The sequence below is a fragment of the Brachybacterium sp. J153 genome, from assembly GCF_036311905.1.
Lineage (GTDB): Bacteria > Actinomycetota > Actinomycetes > Actinomycetales > Dermabacteraceae > Brachybacterium.
Map to the genome: position 1 here is coordinate 229,220 of NZ_JAZDCH010000004.1, position 23,271 is coordinate 252,490.

Here is a 23,271-nt window from a genome sequence, read left to right on the forward strand (position 1 = left end):
GTGGACAGGGTCTCACGCCCGTCTGCGCGGGGGCCGACCTTCCTATACTGGCCGGACCGCCCTCGATCCCAGGAGGCCACCCCAGGTGAGCGCAGCGACCAGACCGTTCGACGTCGAGGCGATCCGGGAGGACTTCCCGATCCTCACCCGGATGCTGGATGAGGACACCCCGATGATCTATCTCGACTCGGGCGCGACCTCGCAGCGTCCGCGCCAGGTCATCGACGCCGAGGTCGCCTTCCTCACGCACGACAACGCCGCGGTCAAGCGAGGGGCGCATCGCATGGCCGGTGCCGCGACCGACGCCTACGAGTCCGCGCGGGAGACGGTCGCCGACTTCCTCGGTGCCCCCTCCCCGGACGAGGTGGTCTTCACCCGCGGGGCGACCGAGGCGCTGAACCTCGTCGCCCGCTCCCTCGGTGACGGCGATCAGGACGTGCCGGACCACCTGCGCGTCGGCCCGGGCGACGAGATCCTCGTGACCGAGATGGAGCACCACGCGAACCTCGTCCCCTGGCAGGAACTCGCCCGCCGCTCCGGGGCGACGCTGCGCTGGATCCCCGTGACCGACGACTTCACCCTCGATCTCACCGACCTCGGCAGCCTGCTCACCGAGCGCACCAAGGTCCTCGCGTTCACCCACCAGTCGAACGTGCTCGGCACCGTGAACCCCGTCGGCACTCTCGTGGAGGCGGCCCGCTCCGTGGGCGCGCTCACGGTGCTGGACGCGGCGCAGTCCGCGCCGCACATGCCGCTGGACCTCGCCGCGCTCGGCGTTGACTTCGCGGCCCTCTCCGGCCACAAGATGCTCGGTCCCACCGGCATCGGCGTGCTGTGGGGTCGCTTCGAGCACCTCGCCGCGATGCCCCCCTTCCTCACCGGCGGCTCGATGATAGAGACCGTCGAGATGGAGCGCTCGACCTATGCCGAGCCGCCCGCCCGCTTCGAGGCCGGAACCCCGCCGATCAGCCAGGCCGTCGGTCTCGCCGCGGCCTGCGACTACCTCTCGGCTCTCGGCATGGAGCAGGTCGCCGCCCATGAGCGGGCCCTCACCGCGCAGGCCCTCGGGGGGCTCGCCGGGATCGACGGGGTGCGGATCATCGGCCCCGCCGCCTCTCCGGAGCGGGCCGGCGCCGTGTCCTTCGCGCTCGCGGGCCGCCACCCGCACGACGTCGGCCAGGTGCTGGACTCCTACGGCATCGAGGTGCGGGTGGGCCATCACTGCGCCTGGCCGCTGCACCGCCGCTACGGCCTGCACGGCACCACACGGGCGAGCTTCTCCGTCCACACCACGGCCGCGGAGGTCGACGCCTTCGTCCGCGGCGTCGCCCGCACCGTCGAGTTCTTCGAGGAGCGCGCATGAGCACCGGACTGAACGCCCTCTACACCGAGCTCGTGATGGAGCACGACAAGCGCCCCCTGCACGAAGGGCTGCGGGAACCCTTCGACGCCGAGGTCCACCATGTGAATCCCACCTGCGGTGACGAGATCACCCTGCGGCTGCACGTGGAGGGCGACGGCGACGAGCGCCGGATCCTGGACGTCTCCTATGACGCGATCGGCTGCGCGATGAGCCGCGCCTCCGCCTCGATCATGGCGGACCTGCTGATCGGCCGCACGACGGCGCAGGTGGATCCGGTGCGCGAGCACTTCGAGGCCGCGATGCGCTCGCGCGGACGCATCGAGGGCGACGAGGAACTGATCGGCGACGGGATCGCCCTGCTCGGGGCAGCGAAGTTCCCCGCCCGCGTGAAGTGCGTGCTGATGCCATGGAAGGCCTACCAGGCGGCGCTCGTCGAGACCGGGGTGCTCGGCACATGAGCCCCGCCACCGCACCGCCGGAGCGGTCCGAGCCGTCCGCGGAACCCGCGACCACCGTCGGCTCCCTGGTCACCGCGCTCGAGGCGACCTACCCGCTGCCCTGGGCGGAGGACTGGGACCGGGTGGGGCTCGTCCTCGGGGAGCGCGGCGCGGAGGTCACGGCCGTGCACCTCGCCGTCGACCCGACGCTCGCCGTCGCCCGCGAGGCGATCGCGGCGGGCGCCCAGCTGCTGGTCACGCACCACCCCCTGCTGCTGCGCGGGGCGAGCCACCTCCCGGCCGACGACGGCAAGGGAGCCGTGGTCACGGCCCTGCTCCGCGCCGGCACGGCGCTGTGGTGCGGGCACACGAACGTGGATCGCTCGACGCACGGCACCGTCGGCGCCTGGGTGCGGTCCCTCGACCTGCAGCAGGTGCGGGCCCTCGTGCCGAGCGGCGCGGGGGAGGAAGCTGCGCACGGCTCCTCCGTGCTGGGGCTCGGCGTGGTCGGTGAACTCCCCGAGCACACCACGGTCGGCGATCTCGCCGCGCGGGTCGCGGCACTCGTCCCCGCCACCGCGCGCGGCATCCTGCACACCGGCGATCCGGATCGACCGGTGCGCACCGTCGCGGTGTGCCCGGGCGCGGGCGACTCCTTCACGGGAGCGGCGGCCAGTGCGGAGGCCGACGTCTACATCACCTCGGACCTGCGGCATCACCCGGTGCTGGAGCATCTCGAGTCCGCGGCCGACGCCGAGCGGGTCCCCGCTCTGATCGACGTGCCGCACGGGGCGAGCGAGGCGCTGTGGCTGCCGCTCGCGGAGCAGCTGCTCGGGGAGATCGCGCCCGGCCTCAAGGTCACCGTGAGCGCGCTGCCGGTGGACCCCTGGGCGGCGCGGATCGGCTGAGGTCGAGCCGACCACCGCGGTGGCCGTCGCCTCCGCGAGCGAGCGTCCGCCTCTGCCGCGAGCGAGCGCCCGCTTCTGCGGCGAGCGAGCGAGTGCCGGCCGGGGTGCGCGGTCCGGGTCAGGCCACCCGGTCGACGATCACGAGCCGGTGCCCGTCGAGCTCGACGGTGAGGGGCGACCCGGCGACCCCGGGCACGGCGGCGAGTCGCTCCTGCAGCAGGCTCACCAGCTCGCGCGGGTCCTCCGGCGCCCGGTCCGCCGAGAGCAGCTCGCGCGTGACGATCCCGCGATAGCGCTTTGCATCGTGCGAGATCACCTTCCGCACCCCCGCGCGCTCCTGCACGGGGGCGACCTCGAGCACCGGAACCTCCGGGGTGCTCTTCAGGCGCATCATCGACCGGTACGAGCCGGAGCGGCCGTCGATCACGAGCGGCGCGGGCGAGGTCGCCTGTTCGGCGAGCAGGGCCGCGCCGACGCCCCGCAGCCGGGGCGCCCACCAGGAGGCGGCGGTGCCGAGTCGGGACACGCTCGATCCGGCGGAGAGGCGATACGCCGGGATGCGATCGGTCGCGGCGTCGACGACCCCCAGCAGCGCGCTCTGCACCAGCACACGGCGGTCGGTCGGCACTGCCGTGTCCGGAGGGAGCTGGTCGTAGAGCACGCCCGAGTAGACGGCCAGGGGAGACGCCGCGGGCTCGTGCTCGAGGCTGGCCATCCGATCGACCAGCTCGGGAGCGGACGCGGGCACGCCGAGGCGGGTGGCGGCGTCCCTCCCGGCGGCGGTGCGGATCGCGGCCCGGACCATGGTGCGCCGCGCGTCCTCGAGCTCGGGGAGCGCGAGCCGCGCCAGGTCGAGCGGGGCGGCGTCGGCGGCGGGCCGGGACTTGGTCTCCGAGGGCGGCAGCAGGATCAGCACCGCACCATCCTGGCCGACCCCGGGGTGCACCAGGCCGCACGGCGCGGGAGAGATCGCGCACGTCACGGCGGCGGGCACGAACCGGGACGCCGGTCGCGCGCGGTCGCCGCGTAGACTGCTCGGCGGACCAGTCGGCCGGGCAGTCGCGTCCTCGGGGGAGACCTCGGGGCCGAGGAAAGTCCGGGCTCCGTCTGGCACGGTGGTGGGTAACGCCCACCCGGAGCGATCCGCGGGACAGTGCCACAGAGAGCAGACCGCCTCCGCGCCTTCGGGCACGGGGGTAAGGGTGAAAGGGTGGTGTAAGAGACCACCGCGGCCTCGGTGACGAGGACGGCACGGCAAACCCCACCGGGAGCAAGGTCGGACAGGGCGCGTTCGAGGGTGCCAGCCCGAGCGTCCGGGTGGACCGCTGGAGGTCGTCGGCAACGGCGATCCGAGATGGATGACTGCCGCTCACAGAACCCGGCTTACAGGCCGGCTGGTCCGCTCACCCGAGCCGGTCGCCCGCCACGGGGCGACCGACTCGGGCACGGGTCACTTCCCGTGCTTCTTCCCGTGCTTCGTGTCCTTCTTCTGCAGCGCCTTCTCCTCGCGCCGGGCGAGCACGGCCGCGCCGACGATGCCGGCCTCGTTGCGCAGCTCGGCCGGGACGATCTCGGTGCGCAGGTCCAGCAGCGGCAAGAACTTCTCGTGCTTCTTGGAGACGCCGCCGCCGACGATGATGCGGGTGGGGCTGAACAGGAACTCGACGTGCGCGAAGTACTCCTGGAGGCGTCCCGCCCAGGTCTCCCAGTCGAGGTCCTCGATCTCCCGGACGGAGGAGGCCATGTACTTCTCCGCGTCCGGGTAGGCGCGGGCCGCCTCGCCGGCCAGGTGGAGATGCCCGAGCTCGGCGTTCGGCACGAGCCGGCCGTCGACGAACATGGCGCTGCCCACGCCGGTGCCGAGGGTCACCACCAGCACGACGCCCTTCGTGCCGCGCCCCGCGCCGAACTCCATCTCGGCGATGCCGGCGGCATCGGCGTCGTTGACCACGAAGACGTCGTGCCCGGTGCGCTCGGTCAGCAGCGAGTCGACGTCGGTGCCGATCCAGGACTTGTCGACGTTCGCGGCGGTGAGCGCCACGCCCTGCTGGATCACGGCCGGGAAGGTGACGCCGACCGGCATGTCGTCCGCGATCTCGAAGCCGGCGAGCAGCTCCGCGACGGTGTCGGCGACGGCCTCGGGGGTGGAGGGCTGCGGGGTCTCGAGCCGGAGGCGGTCCTCGGCCAGCTTCCCCTTCTTCAGATCGACCGGCGCGCCCTTGATGCCGCTGCCGCCGATGTCGATCCCGAAGGCCTTCTTGCTCATCGCTTCTCCCTGCTCCATGGGGCGGGGCGTTCCCGCCGGCCGGGCCGCCGACGTCGGCGTCCTCACGGCGGCCTAGGATACCCGCGGACCGTGCGTCCGGAGCAGGCGCGCCGCCGTTCAGACGACCGGCCGGGCCGATCAGACCACCGTCAGCAGCTCCGGGCCCTCGTCGGTGATCAGCATGGTGTGCTCGAACTGGGCGGTGAAGGAGCGGTCCTTGGTGACCACGGTCCAGCCGTCGTCCCACTGCTCCCAGGCCTGCGAGCCGAGGGTCACCATCGGCTCGATGGTGAAGGTCATGCCCTCCTCGATGACGTCGTCGAACATGGGCGCGGCGTCGTAGTGGGGGATGACCAGGCCGTTGTGGAAGCCCTCGGCGACACCGTGCCCGGTGTAGTCGCGCACCGACTCCATGCCGTGGCGGGCGACGAACTTCTCGATCACGCGCCCGATCACGTTCACCTCGCGGCCGGGCCGGGCGACCTTGATGCCGCGCTCCATCGCCTCGCGCGAGCGGTCGATCAGCTCCTGCGCGCGCGGGTGGATGTCGCCGACGGCGAAGGTGGCGTTGGTGTCGCCGTGGACGCCGTGGAGAAAGGCGGTGACGTCGACGTTGAGGATGTCGCCGTCCTGCATCACCGTCGAGTCGGGGATGCCGTGGCAGATCACCTCGTTCAGGCTCGTGCAGCACGACTTCTCGAAGTGCAGGTAGCCGAGGGTCGAGGGATAGGCACCGTTCTCGATCAGCACGTCGTGGACGACCTGGTCGATGTGATCGGTGGTGACGCCCGGGCGCGCGGCCTCCCCGGCGGCCTGCAGCGCGAGGGCCGCGATGCGGCTCGCCTCGCGGACCCGCTCGATCACGTCCGCGCTCTGCACATAGGGGCCCGAATCGGAGACGGCCTCGTCCTTGTCCACATACTCGGGGCGCTCGATGCGCGCGGGGACGGGTCGCCGGGGGCTCAGCTCGCCCGGCACCAGCTCCGCGCGTCCTGCGGGACGGGTCCACACCTGCTCTACAGTCATGGCCACCAGTCTCTCACCCGGCCGCGAAGGAGCCCGCCATGAACACGACCCCCGAGTTCTTCTACAACCTCGCCACCGGGGCGGTGGAGGAGGGCCGCCAGTCGAGCGGCCAGGACCTCATGGGCCCCTACTCCACCCGCGCCGAGGCCGAGCGGGCGCTGCAGACGGCGGCCGCACGCAACGACGCCTGGGACGAGGACGACGCCGCCTGGGAGGGCGAGGACGCCGAGTCCTGAACCGCGCGTCGGCCTGTTCGGCCGGGGGTCACTCGAAGGAGTGCTCGGCCGTCGGGTAGGCGCGGGTCTCGACCTCGCCGCGATAGGCCTCCGCCGCGCGACGCAGGTCGGAGCGCAGATCCGCGAAGGTCTTCACGAAGCGGCCGTGGAAGCCGGACAGCCCGGCCATGTCCTGCCAGACGAGCACCTGTCCGTCGCAGGCCGGGCCCGCGCCGATGCCGATGGTCGGCACGTGCAGCACCTCGGTGATGCGCTCGGCGACGTGGGCCGGGATCAGCTCCAGCACGACCGCCGAGATGCCCGCCTCCTGGAGCGCCAGCGCCTCCTCGGCCAGGTGGTCCGCAGCGTGCGTGTCGCGTCCCTGCACGCGGTGCCCGGACAGCGAGTTGACCGACTGCGGGGTGAAGCCGAGGTGGCCCATCACCGGGATCCCCGCGGCGACCAGGGCGCGCACCTGCGGGGCGATCGCGGAGCCGCCCTCGAGCTTGACCATCTCGGCGCCCGCGCGGACCAGGTCCACGCCGTGCCGCACCGCCTCCTCGACGGAGACCTGATAGCTGCCGAAGGCGAGATCCGCGACGATCAGCGGACGGCTCACGCTGCGCGCCACCGCGCCGGTGAAGGTCAGCATGTCCTGATGGGTGGTGGCGGTGGTCGACTCGTGCCCGAGCACGGTGGTGCCGACGGAATCGCCGACCAGCAGCACCTCGATGCCCGCCTCCTCGAAGACACGCGCCGAGAACTGGTCGTAGGCGGTGAGCATCGCGAAGGGACGGCCGCGCTCCTTGGCGTCCTGCAGATGGCGGAGTCGGATCTTCGCGGGGCCGGTGCCGGAGGGGGTGCTCACGTGTGCTCCTGGGCGGATGGGGGGGGGATCCGAGGGCCGGGCGGGCCGCCTCGGGGACGGGCCGGTCCAGCCTAGCGGCAGCCGGCCCCCGGGCGGGCGGCTCCCGACGCCCCGCTCCTCGATGCATCGATGAACCGAGATGGCCGGGAGCGTCGTTCCTGTGGGAAGCTGTGACCTCCGTCGGCCAGGGGGGTCGACCGATCAGGGAGGACTTTCACCATGCGTTCCATCATGCGCACCACCACCCGTCGTGCTGCCGTCGCCGTCGGCGCCCTCGCGCTCGCCGCCGGTGCGGCCGGCTGTGGCGCCCTCACGGGCGGTGACGAGCCGGAGACCGAGACCACCGCCGAGGAGGAGGCCGGCACCGAGGAGGACGCCGCGACCGAGGAGGACGCCGCCACCGAGGACGACGCCACCGAGGACGACGCCACCGAGGAGGACGCCGCCGCGGAGTCCGGCCCGCTCTCCGACGAGGACCTCACCGCCGCCGCCGACCGCTTCTACGAGTTCCTCGAGAAGGCGGCCGCCTCGGACTTCGTGGGCGCCTGCGGTCTGATGCTCGACCCGACCACCGACGAGCCCGTCTCCGGCGCAACCGCCGAGGGCTGCGCGGAGGGCCTCGAGACCGGCCTGGGCGAGAACGTCTCCGCTCTCGGCTCGATCGACCGCTCGAGCGTCGAGACCACGGACAACGGCGACGGCACCGCCGCGGTGCAGTTCATGGGCTCAGACTTCGGCTACAACATGGTCAAGGCCTCCGACGGCCAGTGGTACATCGACTCCGGCGTCTGATCCCGCCCGAGCACGATCCGGATCGCCTCGAGCGCCCCGTCCCTCCCTGCGGAGGTGCGGGGCGCTCGGGCGTCCACGGGCTCCGTCGGCCCCGGATCCGGCCCCGCCGCCTGGCAGACTGTGCGCATGGAACATCTCCACGACGACGTCATCCGCCGGGTCTCCGACAACGACGTGCGGTTCATCCGCCTGTGGTTCTGCGACATCGCGGGGACGCTCAAGTCGATCGCGATCTCCCCGTCGGACCTCGAGAACGCCTTCACCGAGGGGATCGGCATCGACGGCTCGACCGTCGAGGGGCTCACCCGCAGCTATGAGTCGGACATGATCCTGCGGCCCGACCCCGCGACCTTCGAGCTGCTCACCTGGCGCGGCGACACCAACGGCACCGCGCGGATGATGTGCGACGTCCTCACCCCCGACGGGGAGCCCGCCGCCTCGGACCCCCGGCGCGTGCTGCGCGACGCCCTGGCCCGCGCCGAGGAGAAGGGCCTCGAGCTCTACACCCACCCGGAGATCGAGTTCTACCTCTTCGAGGAGCCCTACGAGGTGGGGGAGCGACTGCGCCCCATCGACAGCGCCGGCTACTTCGACCACGTCCACCGGGGACAGGGCCAGGACTTCCGCCGCACCGCGATCGAGCATCTCGAGGCGATGAACATCCAGGTCGAGTTCTCCCACCACGAGAACGGCCCGGGGCAGAACGAGATCGACCTGCGCTATGCGGACGCGCTGTCCACCGCGGACAACATCGTCACGCTGCGCACGGTGGTCAAGGAGGTCGCGCTCGGCATGGGACAGGTCGCCTCCTTCATGCCGAAGCCGATGATCGAGCACCCCGGCTCCGGGATGCACACCCACCTCTCACTCTTCCAGGGCGGCCGCAACGCCTTCCACGAGCCCGGCGCCGAGTACGGGCTCTCGCGCCTGGGCCGCCAGTTCATCGCCGGGCTGCTGCGCCACGCCCCCGAGTACAGCGCCGTCACCAACCAGTGGGTGAACAGCTACAAGCGCCTGTGGGGCGCGCAGGAGGCCCCGAGCTACATCTGCTGGGGGCACAACAACCGGTCCGCGCTGGTGCGCGTCCCCTTCCACAAGCCCACCAAGGGCACCAGCTCCCGCGTCGAGTTCCGCGGGCTGGACTCGGCGGCGAACCCGTACCTCGCCTTCGCCGTGCTGCTCGCCGCGGGCATGGCCGGCATCGAGGGCGAGTACGAGCTGCCCGAGGGGTCGGAGGACGCGGTCTGGGACCTCACGGAGCGCGAGCGCCGGGCCATGGGCATCGAGCCCCTGCCCACGGACCTCTTCCGCGCCCTGGAGAGCTTCGAGAGCTCCGAGCTGATGGCCTCGACGCTCGGCGAGCAGGTCTTCCAGTTCTTCCTGCGGGACAAGAAGCAGGAATGGCAGCGCTACCGCGAGCAGGTCACCGACTACGAGCTCGCCTCGACCTTCTCCCGGATCTGAGCGGCGCCGCATGACCCCCGAGCCCTCCACCTCGACCGGGGCGCTGGCGCGCCTCGGTTTCTCGAGCACCGACCGGGTGCGCCGCTTCCTCGCCGATCCCGCCCTCGCGGCGCTCGGACCCGGGGCGCCGCTCGCGATCGGCGCCACCGCCGACGGGGACGACGCCGTGCTGGGCCTGCTGCGCCTCGCCGAGGCCGGCCACGCCGCCGGGCACGGGACGCTCGTGGACGAGTTCCTGGCGGGCGTCGGCACCGAAGGCACGCCGGGGGAGCGGCTCGTCCGCCTGCTCGGCACCTCGGTCGCGCTGGGCGACTTCCTCACCCGCCACCCGGAGCAGCTCGAGGCGCTCCGCGAAGGCGATGACCAGCTGCGCCTGTCCGGCGAGGAGGTGCGCACGGCGGTGCTCGAGGCCGTCGGCGCGGACCCGGAGGGCACCCCGCCGGTCGCCGCCCTCAGCGGCCGGGAGTCCCGGGACGCCCTGCGGGTGGTCTACCACCGTCGGCTGCTGCAGATCGCGGCGGCCGACGTCATGGCGGCCGATCCGACCGCGCTGCAGCCGCAGGTCTCCGCCGCGCTCGCCGACCTCGCCGACGCCTCGCTCGACGCGGCCGCGGCGATCGCCCGGCGCTCGGTGGAGGGGCAGGAGCACGTGCGCTGGTCCGTGCTCGCGATGGGCAAGACCGGGGCGCGGGAGCTCAACTTCATCTCCGACGTGGACGTCCTGCACGTGGTCGCCCCCGCCGGTGAGGGCGAGGCGGCCTGCGACGAGGAGCAGCTGGTGGTGATCGGCTCGGCCCTCGCGCGGGAGCTCGCGCGGGTCTGCTCGGACCGCACCTCGGAGGGCTCCCTGTGGCAGGTCGACCCGAACCTGCGACCGGAGGGCAAGGACGGCCCGCTCGTGCGGACCCTGGACTCGTACCGCCGCTACTACGAGCGGTGGGCGCAGTCCTGGGAGTTCCAGGCGCTGCTGAAGGCGCGCGCCGCCGCGGGCGACCGCGCGCTCGGCACCGCCTTCGAGGAGATGGTGGCGCCCTGGGTGCGGCAGGCCTCCACCCGTGACGGCTTCGTCGAGGACACCCGGGCGATGCGTCGCCGCGTCGTCGCCCACATCCCCCGCGGCGAGGCGGACCGCAACATCAAGCTCGGCCCGGGCGGACTGCGCGACGTCGAGTTCACGGTGCAGCTGCTGCAGATGGTGCACGGCCGCACCGTCGAGAACCTCCACCACCGCTCGACGCTCGAGGCCCTCGCCCGGCTCGGCGCGGAGGGGTTCATCTCCCGCGAGCACGTCGCGGAGATGGACGCCGCCTATCGCTTCCTGCGCTGCATCGAGCATCGCATGCAGCTGCACCGCCTGCGGCGCACCCAGGTGCTGCCCACGGCTCCCGTGGAGAAGCGCCGCCTGGCCCGCACCATGGGGCTCACGGTGGAGGCCTTCGATCAGCAGTATCAGCGCACCCGGCGCCGCGTGAGGCAGCTGCACGAGGAGATCTTCTACCGGCCGCTGCTCACCACCGCCGCGGCTCTCAGCGACGGCGAGATCGCGCTCAGCCCCGAGTCCGCCGGGGCCCGCCTCACGGCGATCGGCTACCGCGACGGCGCCCGCGCGCTGACCCACATCCAGGCCCTGACCTCCGGTATCTCCCGGCGCGCGAAGATCCAGAAGCAGCTGCTCCCGGCGATGCTCGAGTGGTTCGCCGACGGCATCGACCCGGACCTGGGCCTGCTGGCCTTCCGTCGGCTCTCCGACACCATCGGCTCCGCCCATTGGTACCTGGGACTGCTGCGCGACTCCGGCCTGGCCGCCAAGCGGCTCACCCGGGTGCTCTCCGGCAGCCGCTTCGTGGGGGAGCAGCTCGAGCAGATCCCCGAGGGGGTGCGCTGGCTCGCCCGCGACGAGCAGCTGCGGCCCCTCGGCCGGGACCAGCTCGGACGGGAGTTCCTCGCGGTGATCACGCGGGTCGACACCGTCGAGGTCGCCCAGGAGGTCCTCCGGCGCACCCGCAACCGGGAGCTGCTGCGCATCGCCCTCGCGCACCTGACCGGGATCGCGACCCCGCGCGAGGTCGCCGTGGCCCTCACCGACCTCGCCGAGGCGGTGCTCGAGGCCGGCATGCTCGTGGCCCTGCACGTGGTGGCCCGCGAACGGGGCGCGATCGCGGAGGGTGCCGAGACCCTCGACGAGGTCGACGAGGTCGACGAGGGCACTGCGCATCGTCTGCGGGAGAAGCGCTCGGACCCCGCCCGCGCTCTCGGGGTGGAGATGGCGATCCTGGGGATGGGCAGCTTCGGCGCCCGGGAGATGGGCTACTCCTCCGACGTGGACGTGCAATTCCTCGTGCTCGACCGCGGCGCCGGCGAGGCGAACGGGGAGATCGGGATCGCGGTCGCGACCCAGATCCAGCGGATCCTCAACGCCCCGGCCGCGGGCGCCGACATGAAGGTCAACGCGGACCTGCGCCCCGAGGGGCGCAGCGGACTGCTCGCCCGCAGCCTCGAGGGCTGGGTGGACTACTACCGCCGCGACGCGCTGACCTGGGAGAAGCAGGCCCTGCTGCGGGCGCGGCCGGTCGTCGCCTCCGAGGCGGTCTCCGCCCGCCTCACCGAGGAGATGGATCGCCACCGGTACCCCGCCGGGGGCCTCGGTCCGATCGAGCGCCGCGAGATCACCCGGATGAAGGCCCGCGTCGAGTCCGAGCGGCTGCCCCGCGGGGCGGACCCGCTGCGCCAGGTCAAGCTGGGTCGCGGCGGGATGACCGACGTGGAGTGGACGGTGCAGCTGCTCGCCCTCGAGCACGGGCACGAGGTCGAGGGGCTGCGCAGCCCCGGCACCGTCGCGCAGCTCGAGGCGGCGGCGGAGGCGGAGCTGCTGCCCGGGCGGGAGGCGCGGGAGCTGATCGACGCGTGGATACTCGCCTGGCAGATCCGCCGCGGGCTCTTCCTGTGGAAGGGGCGAGAGGGGGTCGTGCTGCCGACGGACCGGATCGAGCTGCGCGCCCTCGCGCTCCTGATCGACGGCCCGGACGCGACCGCCCTCGCCCTCGAGGAGCGCTACCTGCGGCTGACCCGCCGGGCGCGGGCGATCGCCGAGCGGGTCATCTTCGGCACGGAGGAGTGACCCGCCCGTCGGGCCCCGCGCGGCTGTGACGCGGCGGGCATCCGCGGCGCGTCCCGCCTGCCCCAGCGCCCGTCGGCGTCGCCCAGCGCGTACCGTGAGCGGGTCCCCGATGCCGCGCGCCGCGCCGTTCCCCCGGCTGTGCCGTGCCGTCGCCCGTCGTCCCGCTCGAGGAGCCATGACCACCCCTTCGCTCAGCGCTGACACCCCGCGCGGCCGCATGTACCGCCTCGAGCCCGACGGCCCGCTCATGTTCCCCTCGATCACGACCGTCGCCGGGATGCGCGCCAAGGACCACCTCCAGGGCTGGTACGCGACGATGGCCTCGAAGCGGGCCCTGGAGATGTACTCCTGGCTGGATCGGAACCCCGCGCGCGCCGCTGCCGAGATCTCGCGAGTGACCCGCGACAAGTGGGGATCGCAGAAGCGGATCGCCGCCGCGGCCGAGGAGTACACCCGCACCGCCGCGGACTTCGGCACCCTCGTCCACGCCGCGTGCGAGCTGTGGGGGCGCAGCGGCTCCCGCCCCTCCGAGTCCGAGATCGAGGGCCTCGCCGACGGCATGCGCAGCGCCCAGGGCGCCTTCGCGACGGAGAAGAGCCCACAGGCGCTCCAGCAGCGGGTCGCGGTGCGGCTGGACGGCTACGGCGCGTTCCTCGACGACTACCAGCCGGAGTTCGTGGAGATCGAACAGACGGTCGTCAACCGCACCGTCGGCTACGCGGGCACCACCGACGCGATCGTGCGGATCGGGAACACGCTGCTCAGCGCGGACATCAAGACCTCGAAGAAGGTGCGAGGCGACTACGCCCTTCAGGGCGTCGCGGTGGTGCGCGCCGAGGAGCTGGTCGACGACGACGGCACCCTGCGCGAGATGCCGGAGCTGACCGGGGCCTTCATCATCCATCTGCCGGAGGCGGGCGGGTACCGGGCGGTGCCGCTGCGCACCGGGGATGCCGAGTTCGAGGTGTTCCGCGCGCTGCGGGCCGCCTGGTCGTTCGAGCCCGACGAGTGCGCGCTGCCCGAGGCGTCCTCTTCGAAGGACCTGCTGCTGTCCCTGCTGCGCGCCAAGGGCGGGCTCGACGGCATCGCCTGAGCCGCCCGTCCCCTCCCCGGCTCATTCGGGCCGCAGCATCCCCTCGGCCCGCGCCCGGGCGACCGCCTCGGTGCGGCTGGTGACGCCCAGCTTGTCGAAGATGTGCACGAGGTGGGTCTTCACCGTCGCCTGGGAGAGGAAGAGCTCGCTCGCGATGGCGGCGTTGGTGCGCCCCGCGGCGACCAGTGCGAGCACCTCGAGCTCGCGCGAGGAGAGGGAGTGCCCACCGTCGCGGCGCTGCAGCCGGCGGGAGATCCGCGGGTCCAGGGCGGAGCCCTCCGTGCGGGCGCGGCGCACCGCCGCCACCAGCTCCTCGGCGGGGGAGTCCTTGAGCAGGTACCCCCTCGCCCCGGCGTCCATCGCGGCGGTGACGTCCTGGTCGTTGTCGTAGGTGGTCAGCACCAGCACCGCGGGCGGCGGGTCGAGGGCGACGAGCTCGGCGATGATCTCAGTGCCGCGCACGCTGCCGGCCCCGTAGGAGAGATCCAGCAGTACCACGTCCGGGTGGACCGATCGGGCGAGCAGCAGTGCCTCCGCGGCGGTCGCAGCCTCGGCGACCACCTCGAGATCCTCCTCGGCGGCGAGCACGGCGAGCAGGCCGCGGCGCACGATCGCGTGGTCGTCGGACAGCAGGATGCGGATCATCGGGTCTCCTCGGTCGCGGGCGGGGACGCCTCCGGCAGCGGGTGATCCGGTCCGGGCTCCCGGTCGGTGAGCGGCGCGGCGGGCAGGATCACCTGCACCGCGGTGCCCTCCCCGGGAGCTGACTCGACCACCAGCGACCCGCCCACGGAGGCGGCCCGGGCCCGGGCGGAGCGGAGGCCGAAGCCTGCTGCGGTCTGCGGGTCGAAGCCGCGCCCGTCGTCGACCACGTCGAGGATCAGCAGGCCGCTGTCGCGGGCGATGCTCACGCCGATCCGTCGGGCATCGGCGTGCTGCACGGCGTTGGCGAGCAGCGACTCGACCAGGCGCAGCAGGGCCCGGGAGCTGCTGCGGGGCAGGGCGTCGAGCTCCGCCGCCTCCAGATCCAGGCGCAACCGGGTCTCGAGCCCGCCGACGGCGCCGGCCTCGTCGAGGAGGACGCGCAGGTGTGCGGCGAGCTCGGCACCGACGGGGGAGTCGGCGTCCCCCGCGTCGACGAAGCGACGGGTCTGGCCGCCGGTGCGGGCGGCCGTGGTGCGCGCCTCCTGCACCAGGCGCCGGGTCTCGACGAGATCCTCGCGGGCCAGGGCCCTCTCGGCGGCGTCGAGCAGGAGGTGGATGGACTGCACGGATTGGGCGACGGTGTCGTGCAGCTCGGAGGCGATGCGGTCGCGCTCGGCGGCAGTGGCGGCTGCTCGGGTCTGCTCCGCGATGGTGTCGCGGGCCTCGCCGAGCTGACGAGCCAGGCGCGTGCGCCGGTCCACCTCGTGCTGCAGCGCCCGCACGGTGAGCACGACCGCGAGCGCGACACCGGCGCCGATCACCGGGCCGATGAGCTCGCCGAGGCCGGGATCCGCGGACCAGGCCGTGAACCCGGCGACGGCGAGGGCGGTCACCAGCGCGAGGGCGAGCACCCCGCCGAGGATCGGCAGGGCGTAGAGCACCGCGAAGTCGAGGCCGAAGGCGATCCACACCGCGTTCGGGGAGAGCAGGAAGCCGACAGCCCACACCGCGATCGAGGGGAGCAGATAGCCCAGCGCCCACCAGCTGCCGTCGGGACCGGGGGAGTGCCGCAGGGCGCGTCGCGCCCCGAGGGAGTAGACGGTCGTGAACACAGCGAGCAGCCCGACGAGGCCGAGGTCGGGCCCGCTCGCGGGCGGGGCGAGGGTGATCGCGGCGACGACCAGCACCAGCAGGTAGACGAGCGCGTGCACCGCCCAGCGCAGGGCGGCGGCGAAGGGCACGGCCGCGAGGTCCGCGGCATGGTCCACGGGTGGAGTCGGCGTGCCGGTCGTCATGGCGGCGACTGTATCGCCCCGTCATTGAACATCTGTTCAGTGATTCCCTTGTGCTCCGATTGAACACGTGTATAGCCTGGTGGCGATGCACGAGGGGGGCAGATGAGCGACCGAGGACGGACCGACGAGCACATCCTCCGCGCCGCGCTGGCGCGTTTCGCGGTGGAGGGCCTTCGTGCCCCGCTGCGCCGCGTCGCCGAGGACGCCGGTGTCAGCGCGGGGCTGATCATCCACCACTTCGGCACCCGCGACGCCCTGCTGGCCGCCTGCGACGCCCACGCCCTCGAGATCGCGCGCCGCGAGAAGACGAAGGTGGTCACCGGGGACTCCGCGGCATTGCTGACCCAGCTCGCCCAGGCCGAGGAGTACGCCCCCGTCGTCGGCTACGTGCTCCGCCGCCTGCAGGCCGGCGGTCCGCTCGCCCAGCAGCTGGTGGGCGACTTCGTGGACGACGCCGCGGCCTATCTCGCCGCGGGGGAGGAGACGGGCACGATCTCCCCGAGCCGGGATCCGAAGGCCCGCGCCCAGGTGCTCACCGAGATGGCCCTCGGAGCCCTGGTGCTGCAGCTCCCCGGCGACGCCGACCCGCTCGACCTCGAGGACCTGCCGCGCTGGATGCGCGACTACTCCACGAAGATCCTGCTGCCCGTGCTCGAGCTGTACACCCAGCCCCTGCTCACCGACGCCACCCTGCTCGAGGCCGTCCTGGCCGAGCAGCCCCCCGAAGGAGGCACTCCATGACCACGCCCGACAGCGCGATCAGCATCCACGACCTGACCAAGACCTTCGGCTCCTCCACCGCCCTCGACGGCTTCTCCCTCGAGGTCCCCGTCGGTGAGGTCACCGGCTTCCTCGGCCCCAACGGCGCCGGGAAGTCCACCACCATCCGCATCGTGCTGGGACTGCTGCGCGCGACGTCTGGCCGAGTGACCGTGCTGGGCATGGACCCCTGGGGTCGGGCCGTGCAGATCCACCGCCGCCTGGCCTACGTCCCCGGGGACACGAGCCTCTGGCCGAGTCTGACCGGCGGCGAGGCGATCGACGTGCTCACCCGCTTCGAGCGCTCCGCCGCCTCCCGCGCCCGGCGCGAGGAGCTCATCGAACGCTTCGAGCTGGATCCCACCAAGCGCTGCCGCACCTACTCCAAGGGCAACCGGCAGAAGGTCTCCCTGATCGCCGCGCTGAGCCGCGACGTGGACCTCTACGTCATGGACGAGCCGACCTCGGGCCTGGACCCGCTGATGGAGGCGATCTTCACCGACGAGGTGAGCGCTCTGCGCGCCGCCGGCCGCACCGTGCTGCTCTCCAGCCACATCCTCGCCGAGGTGGAGAAGCTGTGCGACCGAGTCACGATCATCCGCTCGGGGACGGACGTGGAGAGCGGCACGCTCGCCGAACTGCGCCACCTCACCCGCTCCACCGTCTCCGTCGTCCTCGACGGAGACCCCCAGCCCCTGCGGGACCTGCGCGGCGTCCACGACCTCGTCGCCGAGGCGGGACGGGTGCGCTTCGACGTCGATGACGCCGCGCTCCACGACGTCCTGCCGGTGCTCACCGCACTCGATGCGCGCAGCCTCACGATCACCCCGCCCTCCCTCGAGGACCTCTTCCTGCGCCACTACGGCGAGGACCTCTCCACCTCCACCGCGGGCGCCTCCGCCGCAGGAGCGGCCGCCGCGGGAGCCCGCTCATGACCGCGCACCCGGCGGATCCCGTCGCCCCGAGCGACCGCCCGCACCGCCGTGAGATGCCGCCCGCCTCCCCGGCGAGCGGCCTCGGCACCCTGCTGCGGCTCACCCTGCGGCTCGCCCGTCGGCGCCTGATCTGGTGGACGCTCGCCGTCGCGGTGCTGGTCCCCTCCTCGGTCATCGCGATCCAGGAGGCCTATCCCGACCAGGCCGCGCTCGACGCTCGCGCGGCGCTGCTCGGCAATCCCTCCGCCGTGATCATGACCGGGCCGGCGTTCGCGCAGGACCAGTACACGCCGTGGGCGATGGTCGCCAACGAGCTGCTGCTGTATGTGCTGCTGCCCGCCGCGATCCTCGGCGTGCTGCTCACCGTCTCCCTCACCCGCGGGGAGGAGGAGGCGGGTCGGCTCGAGCTGCTGCGCTCCCTGCCCGTCGGCCGCTCCGTCCCGGCGCTGGCCGCCTTCGCCGTGGTGCTGCTGGCGGCACTGCTGGTCGGGACCGCGACCGCCGGCGGACTGATCGCCGCGGGAGGGGCGGTGCCCGACTCCCTCGCCGTCGGCGCCGCGGTCGGACTCACCACGCTCGTCTTCGCCGCGGTCGCGGCCGTGATCGCGCAGGTGACCGAGCACGCGGGAACCGCCTCCGGCGCGTCGCTGGGCGTGCTCGCCCTCGCCTTCCTGGTCCGCGGGGTGGGTGACGTGCTGGACCCGCAGGGATCGTGGCTGTCCTGGCTCTCACCGCTCGCCTGGGCGCAGCAGACCCGCGTCTACGTCGACCTGCGCTGGTGGCCGCTGCTGCTCTGCCTCGGCCTCACCCTGCTCCTGGGAGCCGTCGTGGCGGTGCTCGGACGACGCCGCGACCTGGGCGCCGGTCTGCTCGCCGCGCGCTCCGGGCGGGCGACGGCCCCCGCGCTGCTGCTGGCCCCGAGCGGCCTCGTGCGCCGGCTGCTCGGCCGGAGCCTGATCGCTTGGGGTATCGGACTGTTCCTCTTCGCCGTCGCCTTCGGCAGCCTCGCCTCCTCCCTCGAGGATCTCGCCGCGGACATGCCCGAACTGACCACCTACGCGCCGCTCGACCTCGACAACCTCACCACGTCCTTCTCCGCCTATCTGCTGATGATGCTCGCCATCGGACCCCTGGCCCTCGCTGTCTGGGGGATCCTCCGCCTCGGCGCCGAGGAACGGGAGGGCCGGCTCGCGGCGCTGCTGCTCTCGGGCACCTCGCGGACCGCGGTGGTCGGCGGCTGGGTCGCCGTGGTGCTCGGGGCGAGCGCGCTGCTGCAGATGCTGCTCGGCCTCGGCCTGGGCCTCGGCGTGTGGACCGCGACGTCCGAGACGCACTGGGTGGGCGACCTGGTGCTCGCCTCCCTCGCGTACCTCCCGGCGATCGCCCTCGCCGCGAGCGTCGCCCTGCTGCTGTACGGGCGGCGCCTGCGCCTCGCGGGACTCGCCTGGCTGCTGGTCGGCTGGTGCGCGCTCGACACCATGCTGGGCACGCTCCTGGACCTCCCGGACGTCGTGCGCGGGCTGAACCCGCTGTTCCACGTGCCGCTCGTGCCCGATGCTGAGTGGGAGGCGGGGCCGGCGGCGGCGCTGCTGGGGGTCGCGGTCCTGCTGGGGGCGGGAGGGCTGCTGGCACTCCGCCGACGCGACCTCGTGGCGGGCTGAGTCCCACCCCGGGGGGCGCGTGACGGGGGAGGGCCGACGGAGGAGACTGGGCGCTCCCAGCAGCTGCCCGGTCCCGGCGGTCCGGGCCGACGAGAGGCGGCCGCGATGGCCAGGTACCTGATCTCCTTCCCCAGCGGTGCGATGCAGGTGACACCGGAGGAGCTCGAGCAGGCGTCGATCGACTCCCATGAGGTGGTGCGCGCAGCGAAGGCCGCCGGGGTATGGGTGTTCGGCGGCGGGATCGACGAGGACGTCCCGCCCGTGCGGGTGCACGCCGACGGTTCGATCACGGAGGACACCTACGAGCAGACCCGCCGCCTCGAGGGCGGGTACACGGTGATCGATGTGCCGACCCGCGCCGAGGCCGAGGACTGGGCGCGGAAGATCGCGGTGGCCTGCCGCTGCCCGCAGGAGCTGCGTGTGTTCATGCACGATCCCGAGAGCTGAGGACGGGCGGGAACCAGCGCGTCGGCGGTCCTGCGCCTCGGCGCAAGGCGTCCGTCTGGGGGCCGTCAGCCGGTGCAGTCGGCGGTGCCCCGCTCCGGTGCCGACTCTGACGCTGCTGCCGGCTCCGACTCCGCGCGGGCCCGAGCGGCGCGGGCATGCTCTCGATCGGCCTCCCGCAGAACCCGCGGCAGCACGAGCAGCGTGACCAGCACCGCGGCGAGGGTGAAGGCGAGCTGGGTCCAGGGCAGGGCCGCGAGTCCCTGCAGCTCGAGCACCTGCCCGCCCACGAGCGCGCCGCCGGAGATCGCCAGGTTGAAGGCGACGGCGATGATCGCGCCGGCGAGGCCGTGGGCGCGCGGCGTCGCCACCCGCAGCGCCGCGGACTGCACGAGCGTGGGGAAGCCCGCGAAGGCTATGCCCCACAGGGCCACGAGGACGGCCGTCGGCACGATGCCGGCCAGCAGCGCCATCGCGACCACGGCGAGCGCGGTCGCGCCGAGCACGATCGTGAGGATCATGGTGAGGCCTCGGTCGGCGACGACCCCCACCAGCACCAGGCCCGCCGCGGAGGCGAGACCGAAGACGAACAGCAGCGTGCTCAGCGCGCCGACCGTCACGCCGCCGGGCCCGAGGATCCACGGGGAGATGTACGTGTAGAGCGAATACTGGCCCAGCGCCGCGAGGATCACGATCAGGGACGGCACGAGCATCCGATGCAGTCCGCGGTCCCCCAGGAGACTGCCGCGGGCCGGCTCGGCGATCGGTCGGGGCACGGCCGGCAGGAGGACCGCGACCGCGAGGGCGAAGCCGATCAGGACCAGGCCGGCGGCGCCGAAGGCGGCCCGCCAGTGCACAGCCAGGCCGATCGCGGTCCCGAGCGGCACCCCGAGGATGAAGCCGAGCGAGGTGCCCATGTTCACGACCGACACGGCGCGGCCCACCTGAGCCTGCCGGACGAGGCTCGCGGCATAGGGCATCGCGGTGGACCAGAAGAGACCGTGCCCGAGCCCGCCCAGCACGCGCGATCCGGCGAGCAGGCCATAGGTGGGGGCGAGGGCGCTGATGAGGTTCGCGAGGCCGACGGCGAAGATCGCGATCACCAGCAGCCGCTTCTGCCCGATGCGGGAGGTGAGGATCGTCAGCGGCAGGGCGGAGATCGCGACCGTCAGCGCGAAGGTCGAGACCAGCAGGCCGATCCGCGCCTCGCTCACCCCGAGTCCCGCGGCCATCTGCGGCAGCACCCCGGCCGGCAGGAACTCCCCGGTGTTGGCCGCGAAGGCGGCTCCCATCAGGAGCAACAGACGGCCCAGGGGGAAGCGGGCGGCGGGGGAGGGGGCGTTCACCGATCCAGGATCCGGAGGCCGACGGGCCTGGTCAAGCCGCGGTGCCGGGGTGAGACGAGAGCGACGGGCGTTCCCGGGGGAGAGGAGGGGAGGAGGGGGAGACAGCGGAGCGCGCATGTCGGACGATGAACCCATGGAGCACGAGGAGGCGGCGAGCGCGCCCGGGGACGATCCCGCCGGACGCTCAGGAGGGACCAGAGGATGAGAATCGCAGTGGCCGGGGGCACCGGCCTGGTGGGTCGGCACGTGATCGAGGCAGCGCGGTCGAGGGGGCACGAGGCCGTGCCGCTGGCCCGCTCGCGCGGTGTGGACCTGAGGCAGGGCACGGGACTCGAGGATGTGCTCGAGGGAGTGGACGCCGTGATCGACACCCTGAACATCGACACCCTCTCGGGCAAGCGGGCGGTGGAGTTCTTCGAGGCGACGACGCGGCATCTGCTGGCGGCGGAGCGGAGGGAGGGAGTCGGTCACCACATCGCCCTCTCGATCGTCGGCATCGACCGGATCGACGCGTCGTACTACGCCGGGAAGCTCGCCCAGGAGCGCCAGGTCGCCGCCTCGGACGTGCCGCACACGATCGCCCGCACGAGCCAGTTCCATGAGTTCGCCGGGCAGATCGCCGCTCGCGCGAGCGTCGGTCCGCTGACCCTCGTGCCGCGCATGCCGACCCGGCCGGTGTCGGCCGAGGAAGTCGGCTCGCACCTGGTGGACGTCGCCGAGGCGGGTCCCGTCGGCCGTGCAGCGGACCTCGTCGGGCCCCGGGAGGAGACGCTGGGTGAGATGGTCCGGCGGTTGTACGCGGCGACCGGGGTGCGTCGACGGATCGTGGAGCTGCGCTTCCCCGGCGCCTACGGTCGCGGGCTCGCCTCGGGATCGCTCCGGGGATCCGCCGGTGCCCTCACCGGGCACATGACCTTCGAGGAGTGGCTCCGCTCCCAGCACCGGTGAGGCTCTCCCCGGGGGCGCGCCCGTGAGGCGGCGCCCCCGGGTCGCGGCGACACCCCCATGTCCTGGGTGACCGCGATCACGATCGCCCTCGGGGAGAATGGTGGGCTCGAGGGGGTCACCGTCGCTCCCGCTCCCCGTCCTCGGAGGATTCCGCATGACCCGTCCGAACATCGTGTTCATCCTGTCCGACGACCACGCCGCGCACTCGATCTCCGCCTACGGCAGCCGGGTCAACACGACCCCGCACATGGACCGCCTCGCCGCGGAGGGCGCGATCACGGACGCTCTCTACTGCACCAACTCGATCTGCACGCCGTCGCGCGCCTCGATCCTCACCGGCACCTACAGTCACGTGAACCGCGCCTGCTCCATCTACTCCGAGTTCGACTACCGGGTGCCGACCTTCCCGGAGGTGATGCAGGAGGCCGGCTATCAGGCCGCGCTCTACGGGAAGTGGCACCTGGGCCGCTCGGAGCAGTCCCGGCCGCGGGGCTTCGATGACTGGCTGATCTACCCGGACCAGGGCCACTACTGGGACGCGGAGATGACGGGCCCCGACGGGGAGGCGGTGCGGCCCGGTTACGCGACCGACGTGGTCACCGAGCACAGCCTGCGCTTCCTGGAGGAGCGCGACCCGGAGCGCCCGTTCTGCCTGCTGGTCCACCACAAGGCCCCGCATCGGCCGTGGGACCCGCACCCGCGCTACGAGGGTATGTACGAGGCCGGCACCATCCCGGAGCCGGAGACGATGGACGACCCGCACGAGGGACGCGCCCAGGTGGTGCGCGAGGTGCGGATGCAGCTGGACGACCTCCGCCCCCGGGACGTGAAGGACGAGATGCCCGCCGAGCTCGAGGGCGAGGAGCACCGTCGCGAGCGCGCCGCCTGGAAGTACCAGCGGTACATGCGCGACTACCTCCGCTGCGTGCAGGCGGTGGACGACTCGGTGGGGCAGATCCTCGACCGCCTCGAGGCCGACGGGATCGCCGAGAACACCCTGGTCATCTACACCTCCGACCAGGGCTTCTTCCTGGGTGACCACGGCTGGTTCGACAAGCGCCTGATGCTCGACGAGTCGCTGACCATGCCGATGCTGCTGCGCTGGCCCGCGCGGATCCCCGCGGGGACCCGAGTCACCGACACGCTCTCGAATATCGACATCGCCGCGACCCTGCTCGAGGCGGCGGGGGTGGACGTGGCTTCGGCACTGCCCGATCAGCAGGGCCGCAGCTTCCTGCGCCAGCTGGGCGGGGAACAGGTCGAGGACTGGCGTCAGGCCGTCTACTACCGCTACTGGGAGCATGACGACCCGGAGCACCATGCCCCGGCGCACTACGGCGTGCGCACCCCGGAGCTGAAGTACATCCGCTACTACAACGACGGGCTGGGCAGCCCAGGGTCCTCGGACCGGATCATGCCGATCGAGGACGAGCTGTACGACCTCGTGGCCGATCCCCGCGAGATGACCAACGTCGCCGCCGACCCGGCCTACGCCGCGCAGCTCGCGAGGATGCAGGAGCTCACCGCCGCGCTGCAGGCCGAGTACGGCGATGCCCCTTACGAGGGCCCGGACACGCCCCGCATGGAGTGGCCGACCGTGCGGTGATCCCCGCAGCCCGCACGACGAGCGGCCCGGGGGCCCCCAATGGGAAGGGGGGTGGGGATTCGATGCGTTCTGATGCGCTCCC

21 protein-coding genes and 1 other RNA gene are annotated in these 23,271 nt (G+C 73.0%); 15 read left to right on the forward strand and 7 right to left on the reverse strand.

The window, feature by feature from the left end:
* Positions 1-85: 85 nt before the first annotated feature.
* Genes V1258_RS02765 through V1258_RS02775 form a run of 3 tightly spaced genes read left to right on the forward strand, consistent with a single transcriptional unit; the run spans position 86 to position 2,708 of the window.
* Positions 86-1,363 carry an aminotransferase class V-fold PLP-dependent enzyme gene (locus V1258_RS02765; RefSeq protein WP_329748247.1) on the forward strand — a complete coding sequence of 426 codons (1,278 nt, stop codon included), beginning with the start codon at positions 86-88 and terminating at the stop codon, positions 1,361-1,363.
* Positions 1,360-1,821 carry a Fe-S cluster assembly sulfur transfer protein SufU gene (gene sufU / locus V1258_RS02770; RefSeq protein WP_329748248.1) on the forward strand — a complete coding sequence of 154 codons (462 nt, stop codon included), beginning with the start codon at positions 1,360-1,362 and terminating at the stop codon, positions 1,819-1,821. The genes V1258_RS02765 and sufU overlap by 4 nt, the downstream gene beginning before the upstream one ends.
* The gene (locus V1258_RS02775; protein WP_329748249.1) at positions 1,818-2,708 is read left to right on the forward strand and encodes a Nif3-like dinuclear metal center hexameric protein; all 891 of its coding nucleotides are present in this window, start codon (positions 1,818-1,820) and stop codon (positions 2,706-2,708) included. Before sufU ends, V1258_RS02775 begins: the two co-directional genes overlap by 4 nt.
* A gap of 118 nt (positions 2,709-2,826) precedes the next feature.
* Here the strand turns inward: V1258_RS02775 and yaaA are convergent, their stop codons facing one another.
* Positions 2,827-3,624, reverse strand: a complete 798-nt coding sequence (gene yaaA / locus V1258_RS02780; protein WP_329748250.1) for a peroxide stress protein YaaA — start codon at positions 3,622-3,624, stop codon at positions 2,827-2,829.
* A 127-nt stretch (positions 3,625-3,751) separates the two neighbouring features.
* Between yaaA and rnpB the strand changes: the two genes are divergently transcribed.
* An RNA gene (gene rnpB, locus V1258_RS02785) (RNase P RNA component class A) lies at positions 3,752-4,110 on the forward strand.
* Positions 4,111-4,158: 48 nt separating this feature from the next.
* On the opposite strand, the gene ppgK is transcribed toward rnpB, so the two are convergent.
* Both ppgK and map read right to left on the reverse strand, forming a co-directional pair.
* Positions 4,159-4,974 carry a polyphosphate--glucose phosphotransferase gene (ppgK, locus tag V1258_RS02790; protein ID WP_329748251.1) on the reverse strand — a complete coding sequence of 272 codons (816 nt, stop codon included), beginning with the start codon at positions 4,972-4,974 and terminating at the stop codon, positions 4,159-4,161.
* 138 nt (positions 4,975-5,112) lie between these two features.
* Entirely contained in the window at positions 5,113-6,000 is an 888-nt protein-coding gene (gene map / locus V1258_RS02795) for a type I methionyl aminopeptidase (RefSeq protein ID WP_329748252.1), read from the reverse strand.
* A gap of 38 nt (positions 6,001-6,038) precedes the next feature.
* Here map and V1258_RS02800 point away from each other — a divergent pair, with 38 nt between their 5' ends.
* Positions 6,039-6,236 (forward strand): SPOR domain-containing protein, encoded by a 198-nt coding sequence (locus tag V1258_RS02800; protein ID WP_329748253.1) that lies wholly within the window; start codon positions 6,039-6,041, stop codon positions 6,234-6,236.
* A 28-nt stretch (positions 6,237-6,264) separates the two neighbouring features.
* On the opposite strand, the gene panB is transcribed toward V1258_RS02800, so the two are convergent.
* Positions 6,265-7,083, reverse strand: a complete 819-nt coding sequence (gene panB, locus V1258_RS02805; RefSeq protein WP_329748254.1) for a 3-methyl-2-oxobutanoate hydroxymethyltransferase — start codon at positions 7,081-7,083, stop codon at positions 6,265-6,267.
* A gap of 219 nt (positions 7,084-7,302) precedes the next feature.
* Between panB and V1258_RS02810 the strand changes: the two genes are divergently transcribed.
* The 4 genes from V1258_RS02810 (at position 7,303) to V1258_RS02825 (ending at position 13,550) form a co-directional block, all read left to right on the forward strand.
* The gene (locus V1258_RS02810; RefSeq protein WP_329748255.1) at positions 7,303-7,875 is read left to right on the forward strand and encodes a hypothetical protein; all 573 of its coding nucleotides are present in this window, start codon (positions 7,303-7,305) and stop codon (positions 7,873-7,875) included.
* A gap of 126 nt (positions 7,876-8,001) precedes the next feature.
* Positions 8,002-9,339 carry a glutamine synthetase family protein gene (locus V1258_RS02815; RefSeq protein WP_329746604.1) on the forward strand — a complete coding sequence of 446 codons (1,338 nt, stop codon included), beginning with the start codon at positions 8,002-8,004 and terminating at the stop codon, positions 9,337-9,339.
* A 10-nt stretch (positions 9,340-9,349) separates the two neighbouring features.
* A complete protein-coding gene (locus tag V1258_RS02820; protein WP_329748256.1) occupies positions 9,350-12,457 on the forward strand; it encodes a bifunctional [glutamine synthetase] adenylyltransferase/[glutamine synthetase]-adenylyl-L-tyrosine phosphorylase in 3,108 nt (1,035 codons plus the stop codon).
* Positions 12,458-12,632: 175 nt separating this feature from the next.
* Entirely contained in the window at positions 12,633-13,550 is a 918-nt protein-coding gene (locus V1258_RS02825) for a hypothetical protein (RefSeq protein WP_329748257.1), read from the forward strand.
* Positions 13,551-13,571: 21 nt separating this feature from the next.
* Here the strand turns inward: V1258_RS02825 and V1258_RS02830 are convergent, their stop codons facing one another.
* A complete protein-coding gene (locus V1258_RS02830) occupies positions 13,572-14,195 on the reverse strand; it encodes a response regulator transcription factor (protein WP_329748258.1) in 624 nt (207 codons plus the stop codon).
* Entirely contained in the window at positions 14,192-15,490 is a 1,299-nt protein-coding gene (locus tag V1258_RS02835) for a sensor histidine kinase (protein ID WP_329748259.1), read from the reverse strand. Before V1258_RS02835 ends, V1258_RS02830 begins: the two co-directional genes overlap by 4 nt.
* 102 nt (positions 15,491-15,592) lie before the next feature.
* Here V1258_RS02835 and V1258_RS02840 point away from each other — a divergent pair, with 102 nt between their 5' ends.
* The 4 genes from V1258_RS02840 to V1258_RS02855 all read left to right on the forward strand — a co-directional run bounded on the left by V1258_RS02840 (position 15,593) and on the right by V1258_RS02855 (position 19,292).
* A complete protein-coding gene (locus V1258_RS02840) occupies positions 15,593-16,231 on the forward strand; it encodes a TetR/AcrR family transcriptional regulator (RefSeq protein WP_329748260.1) in 639 nt (212 codons plus the stop codon).
* Positions 16,228-17,184, forward strand: a complete 957-nt coding sequence (locus V1258_RS02845) for an ABC transporter ATP-binding protein (RefSeq protein WP_329748261.1) — start codon at positions 16,228-16,230, stop codon at positions 17,182-17,184. The genes V1258_RS02840 and V1258_RS02845 overlap by 4 nt, the downstream gene beginning before the upstream one ends.
* Positions 17,181-18,845 (forward strand): ABC transporter permease, encoded by a 1,665-nt coding sequence (locus V1258_RS02850; RefSeq protein WP_329748262.1) that lies wholly within the window; start codon positions 17,181-17,183, stop codon positions 18,843-18,845. The genes V1258_RS02845 and V1258_RS02850 overlap by 4 nt, the downstream gene beginning before the upstream one ends.
* 105 nt (positions 18,846-18,950) lie before the next feature.
* Positions 18,951-19,292, forward strand: a complete 342-nt coding sequence (locus V1258_RS02855; RefSeq protein ID WP_329748263.1) for a YciI family protein — start codon at positions 18,951-18,953, stop codon at positions 19,290-19,292.
* A 65-nt stretch (positions 19,293-19,357) separates the two neighbouring features.
* Here the strand turns inward: V1258_RS02855 and V1258_RS02860 are convergent, their stop codons facing one another.
* Positions 19,358-20,635 (reverse strand): MFS transporter, encoded by a 1,278-nt coding sequence (locus V1258_RS02860; RefSeq protein WP_329748264.1) that lies wholly within the window; start codon positions 20,633-20,635, stop codon positions 19,358-19,360.
* Positions 20,636-20,836: 201 nt separating this feature from the next.
* On the opposite strand from V1258_RS02860, the gene V1258_RS02865 reads away from it, so the two are divergent.
* Together V1258_RS02865 and V1258_RS02870 are read left to right on the forward strand one after the other, a co-directional pair.
* Complete coding sequence (locus tag V1258_RS02865) at positions 20,837-21,583, forward strand: SDR family oxidoreductase (protein ID WP_329748265.1); 747 nt, start codon at positions 20,837-20,839, stop codon at positions 21,581-21,583.
* 154 nt (positions 21,584-21,737) lie between these two features.
* On the forward strand, positions 21,738-23,189 hold the full coding sequence (locus V1258_RS02870; protein WP_329748266.1) for a sulfatase family protein: 1,452 nt from the start codon (positions 21,738-21,740) through the stop codon (positions 23,187-23,189).
* The last annotated feature ends 82 nt before the right edge of the window (positions 23,190-23,271 follow it).